The organism is Tardiphaga sp. (assembly GCF_028290785.1).
Classification (GTDB): Bacteria; Pseudomonadota; Alphaproteobacteria; order Rhizobiales; family Xanthobacteraceae; genus Tardiphaga.
This window is the reverse complement of sequence record NZ_JAQGJD010000259.1, coordinates 1-12,714: the sequence shown is the minus strand read 5'-3', so window position 1 is coordinate 12,714 and position 12,714 is coordinate 1. Positions and strand designations below refer to the sequence as shown.

The window sequence follows — 12,714 nt, the reverse complement described above, 5'->3', positions numbered from 1 at the left end:
GATCGGCGCGACGGTTGAATCGCACCGTGCAACTCGATGTCGCCATGGTTATATCGAACTGATGACGGCCCGGCGTTGCGCCGGCAAGGGACCTAGACTGCTCCATGTTGATCTGGCGAAACAAAACAACCGCGGCATTTGCGCTGGCGACGGCCGGGGCTGAGCGTGCGCATGGTTGATCTCCTCGGAATGTTCCGTCGGCGCGCCCCGAAACGCGGTCAGCAGGGGTTTGCGCGCTCGCCGGTCGATATCACCGCCCTTGGCGACAGCATGGGCGACATGCTCAGCACTCCCGTGCGCGATGCTCCGCCGATGTCCCGCGCCATCCCGATCGATTCCGCGCAGCCCGTGCCGCAGCCACGCGCCGAAGCGCCGCGCCGCGCGGAAAAACCGCAGCCGCGCGCGAAGGCCAACGGTGCCGCGCCAAAACTCGCCAACCGCGCCGGCTACCTGGCTGTGCATAGCGTGGAAAAGAGTTTCGGCTCCCGCCAGGTTGTCCGTGGCGTCAGCATCTATGTGCGGCGCGGCGAAGCGGTCGGCCTGCTCGGTCCCAACGGCGCCGGCAAGACCACCGTATTCTACATGATCACCGGCCTGATCAAGGCCGATCGCGGCGCCATCGAGCTTGATGGCCACGACGTCACCAAGCTGCCGATGTATCAGCGCGCCCGGCTCGGCATCGGCTATCTGCCGCAGGAAGCCTCAATTTTCCGCGGCCTCACCGTCGAGCAGAACATTCGCGCGGTGCTGGAAGTGGTGGAACCCAACAAGAAGAAGCGCGAGCACGAGCTGAATTCGCTGCTCGACGAGTTCAATATCCAGAAACTGCGCAAGTCACCGTCGATCGCGCTGTCCGGCGGCGAACGCCGCCGCGTCGAAATTGCGCGAGCGCTGGCGACGCGGCCGAATTACATGCTGCTCGACGAACCCTTCGCCGGCATCGATCCCATCGCCGTGGGCGACATCCAGGACCTCGTCCGCCACCTCACCAATCGCGGCATCGGCGTGCTGATCACCGACCATAACGTCCGCGAAACGCTGGGGCTGACAGACCGCGCTTACATCGTCTATGCTGGCGAAATCTTGACCGAGGGGTCTCCCGAAGAGATCGTTGCCAACCCGGATGTCCGTCGCCTGTATCTCGGCGAGGAATTCCGCCTCTAGCCCAAAATTACAATTCGTCAAGCCGTGTACATCAGCCGAAGAAAGATATAAGCAAGAAACGGACCAACTTTTGGATCGGTTTTTGCCGCTATGGCGCTGACGCAGAGACTAGAGTTCCGTCAATCCCAGTCACTGGTGATGACGCCGCAGCTGATGCAGGCCATCAAGCTGCTGCAGCTGTCCAATCTCGACCTGTCGACCTTTGTGGAAGATGAACTGGAGCGCAATCCGCTGCTGGAGCGCGCCAGCGATGGCAGCGAGCCGGCGGTGGCCGGCGAGGCCGCGGCGGAGCGTGCCGAATACACCGACCACGCCGCCCAGGATGACGCCGGCTTCGTCTCCGGGCAGGATGGCAGCGACTTTTCCGACCGCGCCGGCGGCGATCATTTCGACGCTCCGGCGCCCGACGAGTGGATGAACCGGGAACTCGGCAGCCGCGCCGAGATCGAACAGACCCTCGATACCGGCCTCGAAAACGTGTTCTCCGAGGAGCCCTCGGAAGCCGCGGCCCGCAACGCGCAGGATGCCGCGCCGACCTCCTACACGGAATGGGGCGGCGGCGCCTCCAGCGACGACAGTTACAACCTCGAAGCCTTTGTGGCCGCGGAAATCACCCTGGGCAGCCATCTTGCCGAGCAGTTGTCGGTGGCGTTCGCCTCGCCGGCGCTGCGCATGATCGGGCAATACCTGATCGACCTCGTGGACGAGGCGGGCTACCTGCCGCCCGACCTCGGCGGCGTGGGCGAGCGTCTTGGCGCCTCCGCACAGGATGTGGAGACGGTAGTCTCGGTGCTGCAGAAGTTCGATCCGCCTGGGGTCTGTGCGCGCAGTCTGAGCGAGTGCTTGGCCATCCAGTTGCGCGAACAGAACCGCTACGATCCCGCGATGCAGGCGCTGGTCGAACACCTCCATTTGCTTGCCAAGCGCGACATCGGTAACCTGCGCAAGATCTGCGGCGTCGATGACGAGGATCTCGCCGACATGATAGGTGAAATTCGCCGGCTCGATCCGAAGCCCGGTTTGAAATATGGCTCGGCGCGTACGCAGACCGTGGTGCCGGATGTCTATGTGCGGCCGGGCCCGGATGGTGGTTGGCACGTCGAACTCAACAGCGACACCTTGCCGCGCGTGCTGGTCAACCAAGTCTATTATTCCGAGCTATCGAAGACGATCCGCAAGGACGGCGACAAATCCTATTTCACCGATTGCCTGCAGAACGCCACGTGGCTGGTGCGCGCGCTGGACCAGCGCGCCCGCACGATCCTGAAAGTGGCGACCGAGATCGTGCGCCAGCAGGACGGCTTCTTCACGCAGGGCGTCGCGCATCTGCGGCCGCTCAATCTGAAGGCCGTCGCCGACGCGATCCAGATGCATGAATCCACGGTGTCGCGCGTCACCGCCAACAAATACATGGCGACCAATCGCGGCAGTTTTGAATTGAAATACTTCTTTACCGCCTCGATCGCTTCCGCCGATGGCGGCGAAGCGCATTCCGCGGAAGCGGTGCGGCATCATATCAAACAATTGATCGACGGCGAAAACCCCGCAGTCATCCTTTCCGATGATACCATTGTGGAACGTCTGCGCGAGGCGGGTATTGATATTGCGCGCCGTACCGTGGCGAAATACCGCGAGGCCATGCGGATTCCGTCATCGGTGCAGCGCCGTCGCGACAAGCAGAGCATGCTCGGCAATGCACTCACAGCGCCCGCCACCTCCGACAGGTCCCGCGACATCGCACCAGCTTGATTGCGCTCCCGCCAAATCGGGATACTGTCGGTTCAACTCAAGACGAATCGAGGCATCAACATGACCCTCCGCATCTCGGGAAAAAGCATCAATGTCGGCGACGCCTTGCGCGGTCGCGTCAGTGAGCGAACCGACGAAGTCTTGCGAAAATATTTCGATGGCAACTATTCCGGCCACATCACCCTGAGCAAGGATGGCTTCGGCTTCCGCACCGATTGTGCGCTGCATCTGGATTCCGGAATTACACTTGAAGCCGACTCCAATGCCGCCGATGCCTATGCGAGCGCCGATCAGGCGCTGATCCAAATCGAGAAGCGACTGCGCCGCTACAAGAGCCGGCTGAAGGATCGCTCGGCGCGCAAGGCCCATGCCGAAGCGGTGGCGATTGCCGAACTGACAGCACCCACTATCAACGCGCCCTCCTATGTCATCGAAGCCCCGGCAGGCGAAGATGAGCACGACGAAACCGGCTACGATCCGGTAATCATCGCGGAGGCGACCACCTCGCTAAAGCGTTTCTCGGTGAGCGAGGCGGTGATGGAACTGGATTTCACGGGCGCCGCCGTGGTGGTATTCCAGCATGGTAGCAGCGGTCGGGTGAATATCGTTTACCGCCGTGCAGATGGTAATGTGGGCTGGGTCGATCCGCCGGTGGTTAAACCCTCCTGACGGCATTGACGCCCCGTTAGGCCGAACCTATGGTCCGCCGCCTTTGACGGGTTTTTGGCCGGTTGATGGATTTCGCATGGGCCGGTTCCGGTGCTAGAGTACGTCCGGACGTTCGCGCCCGGTGCGTTTCTGACAGCGAGGATGTCGTGCCTTCAACCTTTGTCCTTATTGACGCTGCCGGTTCTGATCTCCTACTTCACCCGCTGCCCGTCGAACATCCTCGGAACGGTCCATGACGATTACCGATCTGGTCGCGCCCGAGGCGATCCTCGCGGCGTTGAAAGTCAACAGCAAGAAGCAGGCGCTGCAGGAGCTTGCTGCGCGTGCCGCCGCCATCACCGGGCAAAGCGACAAGGCCATTTTCGAAGTGCTGCTGCAGCGGGAAAAGCTCGGCACCACCGCGGTCGGCTACGGCGTCGCGATCCCGCACGGCAAGCTCCCGAAGCTCGACAAATTGTTTGGGCTGTTCGCCCGGCTCGAGCGTCCGATCGATTTCGAAGCGATGGACGGCCAGCCGGTGGATCTGGTGTTTCTGCTGCTGGCCCCGGAAGGCGCCGGCGCCGACCACCTCAAGGCGCTGGCGCGCATCGCCCGCCTGCTGCGTGACCAGGACGTCGCCAAGAAGCTGCGGGCCTCCCGAGACGCCCATGCGATCTATTCCGTACTGGCCCTGCCGCCGGCCACCGCGGCCTGACGACGCGTGGAGTGCGCGGCCCGAGGCTTAATTGAATTGAGTTTTTTGAAGCATGGTGAATGTTGCGTCACCAGATCCGGTTGTGCCGGCACGGCAACGATCGAATCCGGCGCTGGTACAGGATCCGATGAGCCGATCGATGTTTTGGATGCGAGTCTCTGAGCTGCCGGAATAGCTGTCTCAATGGACCGCAACCAGCGCTTGCGACAATCGACGGCGGATCAAATAAGCGCCACCCCGTCAGTCGTTCGTGCGGTCGAAGCACCACGAAAGGGGCTGACATGCAAATACGCGGGATGGCCCGCGTATCGCAACTTCTTCTGCAACCAATGTCAGCGTTAGTGAACGCTGACCGCCTGCAATTCCTGGCTCCATGCATTCGCGATCGCCGCTTCCCGGCTGTCGGTCAGCATGATCGGCGTGCCATCGGCGGCATGCAGCGCGAACAGCTTCAGTCCCGGCGCGATGCGCGGTGCCTGCGGGAATAGCCCCGGCACGTCTTCGGAACGGATCTGCTTCACATAAGCGATCAAACCGTCGCCCAGATGCGCCAGCGCTTCGGTGGTCACGCTTGCGGTTTCGTACACAACTCCAACTTCACTCATGGTCTCGACTCCTTCTGTTAGACCAAGCGGTCGAGTCCGCTACTAGTTCCATTCAGATGCATGACCTGGCCGAAAATCCGGATTCCGTCTTTTCGGGTCCATGCATTATTCATGCTCATTGATAGCGATTGTCTTAACGACCCTTTCAGGCTCCGGCCTGGCCAGATCGACGGACAACAGCCCATTCTTCAAATCCGCACCCAGCACCAGCATCCCTTCGGCCAGCACGAACGTGCGCTGGAAGTGCCGCGCGGCGATGCCGCGATGGATGTACTGCCGGGCCTTGTCGTCCTGCTGGCGGCCCCGAATGACGAGCTGGTTCTCCTCGGTGGTCACATCGAGTTGATCACGGGTGAACCCCGCGACCGCCAGCGTGATGCGCAGGCGTTCGGGCTGACCGCTGTTACGGTCGCACCGCTCGATGTTGTAGGGAGGGTAACCGTCGGCGCCTTTCACCACGCGATCGAGCGCACGCTCAATCTCGTCGAATCCCAAAAGGAACGGACTGGATAACGAAGGAACACGAGACATAAATACAAAGCCCTCTCGAAGCGACTTTGGGTATCAGGGCCCTTACGGCGCCCTCGACCGGCGGAATACCCACCGGTCATTCAACAATATGGGCATGGCTTTACCGGGTTCAAGCACCCGTAAATTGCCTGAATTGGGTATGTAACGCCTTGAAGCGGATCAGATATCGATCCGCGCCCGGCCATCGGCGCTGAACAGGTGCAATTTGTCGCGCGGCGCGATGGCCCGGATCCGTTCGCCGATCGCCGGGGCGATCTGGCCGGGAATCCGGACAATGACCTCCCCCGGGGGCAGTTCGCCGGGATTGACGCTGACGCCGTGGGCGCCCTCGCGGGAGCCATAGACGAAGGTTTCCGGGCCGACCCGCTCGATCGCTTCCACGGTCAGGTCCAGCGCGATGCCACCGGTAGCGGTCGCATCGGTGGAGATCAGCAGATCCTCCGGCCGCACCCCCAGAACCCCCGCGGCCGCGACGCTGCGGCTGTCGCCGGCGAATTGCGCGGCGATCTCGCCGCCGTCGAGCGGTATCAGGTTCATCGGCGGTGCGCCGATGAAGGAGGCGACAAAGGTCGTGGCCGGCTTGCGGTAGATCTCCAGCGGATTGCCGATCTGCTCGACCTGACCGCCATTCATCACCACCAAGATATCGGCCAGCGTCATCGCTTCCAATTGGTCGTGGGTGACGTAGATCGAGGTGGTCTTGAGCCGGCGCTGCAGTTTTCGAATCTCGACCCGCATCGCGACGCGCAGCTTGGCGTCAAGATTGGACAGCGGCTCGTCGAACAGGAACACTTTCGGCTGCCGCACGATGGCGCGGCCCATGGCGACGCGCTGGCGCTGGCCGCCGGATAGCTGCCGCGGCTTGCGGTCGAGCATGGTCGTGATCTCGAGGATCTGCGCGGCTTCGCGGACGCGGGTATCGATCTCGGGCTTCGGCATGCCGCGGTTGCGCAGGCCATAGGCCATGTTGTTGTAGACGGTCATGTGCGGATAGAGCGCGTAGTTCTGGAACACCATGGCGATGTCGCGGTCGGCCGGCTCGACCTCGTTGACGACACGGCCGCCGATATCGATCTCGCCCGAGGTGACGGTCTCCAGCCCGGCAACCATGCGCAGCAGGGTCGACTTGCCGCAGCCGGAGGGGCCGACCAGCACGCAGAACTGGCCATCGGGAATCTCGAAATCGATGCCCTTGATGGCCTCGAAGCCGCCGGGATAGGTCTTTCGCACGTTACGCAGGGAGACGTTCGACATCGGATTCCTACTTCTCGGTCTCGACCAGGCCGCGCACGAACAGTCGCTGCATCAGGATCACCACGGCCACCGGCGGCAGCATCGCCAGCACGGCGGTGCACATCACGATCGGCCATTCCGTCAGCGCGTCGGTGGTGGTGATCATCTTGCGGATGCCGATCACGACGGTCTGCATGTCGTCGCGCGTGGTGATCAACAGCGGCCAGAGATACTGATTCCAGCCATAGATGAACAGGATCACGAACAACGCCGCCATGTTGGTGCGCGACAGCGGCAGCAGCGTATCCCAGAAAAATCGAAGCGGTCCGGCGCCGTCGAGGCGCGAGGCCTCCAGCAATTCATCCGGCACCGTCATGAAGAACTGCCGGAACAACAGCGTCGCGGTGGCCGAGGCGATCAGCGGCAGCGTCAGGCCGGCGTAGCTGTCGAGCATGCCGAAGTCGGCGGCGATCTTGTAGGTCGGATAGATCCGCACCTCGACCGGGAGCATCAAGGTGATGAAGATCATCCAGAAGATCGCCATCCGGAACGGAAAGCGGAAGTACACGATGGAGTAGGCCGACAGGATCGAGATCGCGATCTTGCCGATCGCGATGGCCAGCGCCATCACCAGCGAGTTAAACAGCATCACGCCGACCGGTTCGCGGGTCGAGCCGGAAGAACCGACGAAGATCGTCTTGGTGTAGTTCTCGATCAAATGGCTGCCGGGCAGCAGCGACATCTGGCCGTTGGCGATCGAGGCAGCATCCTGGGTGGACGCGACAAAAGCGAGATAGACCGGAAACGCCACGATGGCGATGCCGATCCACAGAATGAAGTGCGCGACGAAGCGCCGGAAACCCTGAGCTTCTACCATCGGCGGAGCCCTCTTCCTTCCTTCTCCCCCGCGCGAAGCGAAGCTTCGCTAGGTGGGAGAAGGTGGCGCGGCCGAAGGCCGTGACGGATGAGGGGGCCTTTACGGAGCGCGCCGCACCCCTCACCCGTCCGCGCTGACGCGCGGTCACCCTCTCCCACAAGGGGAGAGGGAAGGAAGTGGCGTGGCGCAGCCATAGTGAACATCACCATCAATACGTCACCTTGCGTTCGACATAGCGGAACTGGATCGCGGTCAGCGCCACCACGATCACCATCAGCATCACCGATTGCGCCGCGGACGAACCGAGATTGCCGCCGAGCAACCCATCGAGATAGACCTTGTAGACCAGGGTTTCGGTGGCCTTGGCAGGCCCGCCGCCCGTCATCGCGTCGATGATCCCAAAGGTGTCGAAGAAGGCGTAGACGATGTTGACGACGATCAGGAAGAAGATGGTCGGCGTCAGCAGCGGGAAGGTGACGGTCCAGAATCGCCGCATCGGCTTGGCGCCGTCGATGGCAGCGGCTTCCAGCACGCTTTTCGGGATCGCCTGCAGGCCGGCGAGGAAGAACAGAAAGTTGTAGGAGATCTGCTTCCATGCCGCGGCCAGCACGATCAGCGTTACCGCATGGTCGCCGTTGAGCTGCGGATTCCAGTCGATTCCCATGCCGCGCAAGCCCCGCGCGAGCACGCCGAGCGACGGATGCAGCATGAAGATCCACAGCACGCCGGCGACAGCGGGCGCGACCGCATAGGGCCAGATCAGCAGCGTGCGATACAGGCCCGATCCGCGCAGGGGCTTGTCGGCCATCACGGCGAGCAGCAAGGCGAACGACAGCGAGGAGCCGGCGATGGCCGCGGAGAAGATGAAGGTGCGCAGCACGGCTTCATAATATTCCGGCTGGGTTAGCAACTCCGCGTAGTTCTCGAACCAGATGAAGGTGGTGGAGAGCCCGAACGCGTCCTGCAGCAGGAACGATTGCCACACCGCCTGCGCCGCCGGCCAGTAGAAGAACAGCAGCACCACCGCGACCTGCGGCGTCAGCAGCAGGAACGGCAGCACTGGCGAGCGGAAGGTGGATTGCTTTTGCATGGGTTAGCGCGCCCCCGCGCCACAAGCGCCGTCGCCTGTGGCTCCCCCTCTCCCTAACCCTCCCCCCGAAGGGGGGAAGGGATCGGCTGGAGTGGCTTGGAGGTTGACGCGTTCCACCCGATTACTTGCTCACCGTCTTCTCGAACTGCCGCAGCACCGCGTTGCCGCGCTGCACGGCGGTGTCCAGCGCCTGCTTGGCGGTCTTCTTGCCGGCCAGCGCGGTCTCGATCTCTTCCGCCCAGATGTCGCGCAGCTGCACCATGTTGCCGAGCCGCAGGCCGCGCGAGTTCTCGGTCGGCTCCTTGTTGGTCAGCTCCAGCAGCGGCGTCTCCAGATACGGCGCATCCTTGTAGAAGCCCTGTTCCTTGGCTTTGGCATAGGCCGCCTTGGTGATCGGCAGATAGCCCGACGCCTTGTGGATCGCGACCTGGCGGTCGGTGTCGGACAGGAAGGTGAGGAATTTGGCGACGCCCTTGTATTCGTCGGGCTTCTTGCCGCCCATCACCCACAGCGAGGCGCCGCCGATGATCGAGTTCTGCGGGGCGCCGGCGACATCCGGATAATACGGCATCGGCGCGTTGGTCCAGTCGAACTTGGCGGCGCCCTTGACCTGGCCGAAGAAGCCCGACGAGGTCAGGAAGATCGGGCATTCGCCGGAGGTGAAGCGGCCTTCCGACGAATTGGTGCGGCCGGAGTAGTCGTAGGTCTTGTCCTTCTGCAGCTCGATCAGGGTTTCGAGATGCTTGATCTGCAGCGGGCCGTTGAATTCCAGCACGGTATCGAAGCCGTCGAGGCCATTGGCCTTGGAGGCCAGCGGCTGGTTGTGCCACGACGACAGCTGCTCGAGATTGGCCCAGGTCACCCACGCGGTGGAGAAACCGCAGGTCGCATAGCCCGCCGCCTTCAGCTTCTTGGCGTCCTCGAACACTTCCGGCCACGTCTTCGGAATTTCGGCGATGTTGGCCTTCTTCAGCGCGTCCTTGTTGATCCACATCACCATCGAGGACGAGTTGAACGGGAACGACAGCATCTCGCCCTTCGAGGTCGAGTAGTAGCCGGTGATTGCCGGCAGATAGGCCTTCGAGTCGAACTTCTCGCCGGCTTCTTCCATCAGCTTGTAGACCGGCTTCACCGCGCCGGTGGCGGACATCATGGTGGCGGTGCCGACTTCGAACACCTGCATGATGTGCGGTGCGTTGCCGGCGCGGAACGCGGCGATGCCGGCGTTCATGGTGTCGGGATAGCTGCCCTTGTAGGCCGGCACGACCTTGTAGTCGCTTTGCGAGGCGTTGAACTCCTCAGCCAGCTTGACCACCACCTCGTTGTTGCCGCCGGTCATGGCGTGCCACCACTGGATCTCGGTGACGGCATAGGCGGGTGAGGCCAGTACGAGGGTCGAGGCAAGCAGCGAGGCAAGGCAGAGGTGTCGTCGAAACATTCAAAGTCTCCCGGTGGCCGTCATCGTCGTTGGTGCGCGTTAGCAGCGCCGGATGACGTACTAATGACCGTATAGTCGAGCGGATGCGACGGGGGAAGCGTGGACATACTTGCTTGTCCCGGACGCGGTGCAGCGTTCTTCACGCTGCTCCGCAGAGCCGGGGCCGTTGCGCACACCGGCGCCTAGAATGGCCGCTGGTCAGCAGTGCACCCCGCCGCTGGCGCGGCCTGGTGCACTGAGTCCGGGGCAGCCGAACCTAGCGCTTCCGTTCCGGGCCGCTCACGGTGCCCTTGGCGACGAGATCGCTGATCTCATCGGCGGAATAGCCGAACTCCTCGAGCACCTCGGTCGCATGCTCGCTGAATTTTGGCGGCACGCGGCGCAAGCTGGCCTTGGTGCGGTCGAAACGGACCGGTGAAGCGACGCCCTTGTACCAGTCCTTCTCGATGATATCGCCGCGCGCGAGGGTGTGCGGGTTGGCGAGCGCCTTGTCGATCGACTGCACAGGACCGGCGGGAAGGCCGGCCGCGAGCAGGCGTCGGCACAGCGGCTCGCCGTCTTCTTGCGTGAGTATCGCCTCCAGCTCGGCGCGCAACTCGTCTCGGTTGACGACGCGGTCGCGGTTGCGGGCAAAGCGGGGATCCGTGCCTAGCTCCGGTTTTCCGAGTTCCTTGCATAACTTGCGATAGGTGGCGTCGTTGCCGACTCCCACGAAGATGTCGCCGTCGCGCGCCGCGAACACCGCGTAGGGATATAGGTTGGGATGCTCGTTGCCGGTCCGCGCCGGCGGCTTGCCGCCATTCATGAAGTAGTTGGCGGTGTGCGGATGCATGATGGCGAGGCCGGTCTCGTACAGGGTCGCCTCCACGAACTGGCCGAGCCCCGATTTGGCGCGTTCCGCCAGCGCCATCAGAATGCCGACGCAGGCGTAGAGCCCGGTCGACATGTCGACCAGGGCGACGCCGATGCGGGTGGGGCCGCTATCCGGCATGCCGGTGGCGGCCATCAGGCCGACCATCGACTGAATCACGGCGTCGTAGCCGGGATGGCCGCCATGCGGGCCATCGCCGCCGAAGCCGGAGATTCGGCAATGGATCAGTTTCGGGAATTTCGCGCGCAGCACGTCATTGCCGATACCCCATTTGTCGAGGGTGCCGGGCTTGAAGTTCTCGATCATCACGTCGGCGTCTTCGAGCATGCGCATCAGCACGACGCGGCCCGCATCCGAGGCGAGGTCGAGGCCGATCGAACGCTTGTTGCGATTGGTGCCGATGAAATATGCCGCGTCGTCGTCGTGGAACGGAGGGCCCCAGTCGCGGGTCTCGTCGCCGGCCGGCGGCTCGACCTTGACGACGTCGGCGCCGTGGTCGGCGAGAATCTGCGTGCAGTAGGGGCCACCGAGGACGCGCGACAGGTCGATCACGCGCAAGCCGGCGATAGCGCCGGGAGCAATATTGGGGATCATGAGGCGTTTCTGGTTCTTTTGTCGTTGGTCGTCCGACACATAAACCATCCAAAGCGCGTCTTCGCAAATTCAGGCTGCCATGCGATTTCGAAGGCAGCCTGTCTGGCGCAGCGCGCAGGCCCGCCAGATGCTGGCGGGCCTGTCGCAAAGCCGATCCGTCAGGCGATCACGGAGCGAACGTCGATATTGCCGCGGGTGGCATTGGAATACGGGCAGATCTGGTGTGCCTTCTCCACCAGCGCCTCGGCATCGGCCTTGGCAAGGCCCGGCAACGACACCGCGAGTTCGACATCCAGACCGAATCCCCCGGCCGAACGCGGGCCGATGCCGACGGTCGCGGTCACCGCGACGTCCGCCGGTACCTTCGGTCCGCCCTGCGATGCGACGAACTTCATCGCGCCGATGAAGCAGGCGGCGTAACCCGCGGCGAACAGTTGCTCGGGGTTGTTGCCTTCGCCGCCGGCGCCGCCCAATTCCTTGGGTGTGGCGAGTTTGACGTCGAGCGCGCCGTCGAGGGTGGCGGCGTGGCCATCGCGGCCGCCGGTGGCCTTGGCGCTGGTCTTGTAGAGGACGTTGACGGACATGGGCGTTGCTCCTTGTTTTGAATTCAACGTAGTCTTTATTGCGTACAATTAGATTGTGCACAATGAGAAATATCGACGCCGCAATTTAGTTGTGCTCAATTGATTGTGAGGCGGCGAGGGGCCAGATTGGCAGGACGACGCATCAGATCCGGAGAGTGTGATGGCAAGGAAGTCCGTGGCGTATCCGCCGCTGAAGCTCGAAAACCAGATCTGTTTCGCGGTGTATTCCACCGCGCACGCCTTCAACCGCATCTACAAGCCGTTGCTGGAGCGGCTGGGGCTGACCTATCCGCAATATCTGGTGATGCTGGTGCTGTGGGAGCGCGATGACATCCCCGTCAAGGAAGTAGGCCAGCGGCTGTTCCTGGATTCGGGCACGCTGACGCCGCTGCTGAAGCGCATCGAGACCGCCGGGCTGATTCGCCGTACCCGCAGCGCGGAAGACGAGCGGCAGGTGCTGATCGCGCTGACGCCGCAAGGCCACGCGCTGCGCGAGAAGGCGAAGACCGTGCCGCAAGGCGTGCTGGCGGCCTCGGCCTGTTCGGTCGGTGAACTGGTGTCGATGAAGAACGAGCTGGTGGCGCTAAGGGACAGACTGAACGCGGCGTTGGGGGA

Annotated in this window: 13 protein-coding genes; 5 read left to right on the top strand and 8 right to left on the bottom strand. The window is 63.0% G+C overall.

Annotated elements, in window-relative coordinates:
• Positions 1-171: 171 nt before the first annotated feature.
• The 4 genes from lptB to ptsN all read left to right on the top strand — a co-directional run bounded on the left by lptB (position 172) and on the right by ptsN (position 4,276).
• Complete coding sequence (gene lptB / locus JWR89_RS16025; protein WP_299717837.1) at positions 172-1,164, top strand: LPS export ABC transporter ATP-binding protein; 993 nt, start codon at positions 172-174, stop codon at positions 1,162-1,164.
• A gap of 90 nt (positions 1,165-1,254) precedes the next feature.
• A complete protein-coding gene (gene rpoN, locus JWR89_RS16020; RefSeq protein WP_299717835.1) occupies positions 1,255-2,913 on the top strand; it encodes an RNA polymerase factor sigma-54 in 1,659 nt (552 codons plus the stop codon).
• 60 nt (positions 2,914-2,973) lie between these two features.
• Positions 2,974-3,582 carry a ribosome-associated translation inhibitor RaiA gene (raiA, locus tag JWR89_RS16015; RefSeq protein ID WP_299717876.1) on the top strand — a complete coding sequence of 203 codons (609 nt, stop codon included), beginning with the start codon at positions 2,974-2,976 and terminating at the stop codon, positions 3,580-3,582.
• 232 nt (positions 3,583-3,814) lie between these two features.
• A complete protein-coding gene (gene ptsN, locus JWR89_RS16010; protein ID WP_299717833.1) occupies positions 3,815-4,276 on the top strand; it encodes a PTS IIA-like nitrogen regulatory protein PtsN in 462 nt (153 codons plus the stop codon).
• A 338-nt stretch (positions 4,277-4,614) separates the two neighbouring features.
• Here ptsN and JWR89_RS16005 read toward each other — a convergent pair whose 3' ends face one another.
• From JWR89_RS16005 to JWR89_RS15970, 8 genes are all read right to left on the bottom strand, one after another.
• The gene (locus JWR89_RS16005) at positions 4,615-4,881 is read right to left on the bottom strand and encodes a DUF1150 domain-containing protein (protein ID WP_299717831.1); all 267 of its coding nucleotides are present in this window, start codon (positions 4,879-4,881) and stop codon (positions 4,615-4,617) included.
• A gap of 105 nt (positions 4,882-4,986) precedes the next feature.
• A complete protein-coding gene (locus tag JWR89_RS16000; protein ID WP_299717829.1) occupies positions 4,987-5,412 on the bottom strand; it encodes an Hsp20 family protein in 426 nt (141 codons plus the stop codon).
• Positions 5,413-5,571: 159 nt separating this feature from the next.
• Positions 5,572-6,666 carry a sn-glycerol-3-phosphate import ATP-binding protein UgpC gene (locus JWR89_RS15995; RefSeq protein WP_299717827.1) on the bottom strand — a complete coding sequence of 365 codons (1,095 nt, stop codon included), beginning with the start codon at positions 6,664-6,666 and terminating at the stop codon, positions 5,572-5,574.
• Between the two features lie 7 nt (positions 6,667-6,673).
• Positions 6,674-7,522, bottom strand: coding sequence for a sn-glycerol-3-phosphate ABC transporter permease UgpE (ugpE, locus tag JWR89_RS15990; RefSeq protein WP_299717825.1), 849 nt, complete (start codon positions 7,520-7,522; stop codon positions 6,674-6,676).
• A gap of 208 nt (positions 7,523-7,730) precedes the next feature.
• Positions 7,731-8,612 (bottom strand): sn-glycerol-3-phosphate ABC transporter permease UgpA, encoded by an 882-nt coding sequence (gene ugpA / locus JWR89_RS15985; protein WP_299717823.1) that lies wholly within the window; start codon positions 8,610-8,612, stop codon positions 7,731-7,733.
• 121 nt (positions 8,613-8,733) lie between these two features.
• Positions 8,734-10,050 carry a sn-glycerol-3-phosphate ABC transporter substrate-binding protein UgpB gene (gene ugpB / locus JWR89_RS15980; RefSeq protein WP_299717821.1) on the bottom strand — a complete coding sequence of 439 codons (1,317 nt, stop codon included), beginning with the start codon at positions 10,048-10,050 and terminating at the stop codon, positions 8,734-8,736.
• A gap of 256 nt (positions 10,051-10,306) precedes the next feature.
• Entirely contained in the window at positions 10,307-11,515 is a 1,209-nt protein-coding gene (locus JWR89_RS15975) for a CaiB/BaiF CoA-transferase family protein (RefSeq protein WP_299717820.1), read from the bottom strand.
• Positions 11,516-11,673: 158 nt separating this feature from the next.
• On the bottom strand, positions 11,674-12,099 hold the full coding sequence (locus JWR89_RS15970) for an organic hydroperoxide resistance protein (RefSeq protein ID WP_299717818.1): 426 nt from the start codon (positions 12,097-12,099) through the stop codon (positions 11,674-11,676).
• Between the two features lie 160 nt (positions 12,100-12,259).
• On the opposite strand from JWR89_RS15970, the gene JWR89_RS15965 reads away from it, so the two are divergent.
• Positions 12,260-12,714 (top strand): MarR family transcriptional regulator (locus tag JWR89_RS15965; RefSeq protein WP_299717816.1); only part of this gene is annotated, 455 nt, incomplete at its 3' end.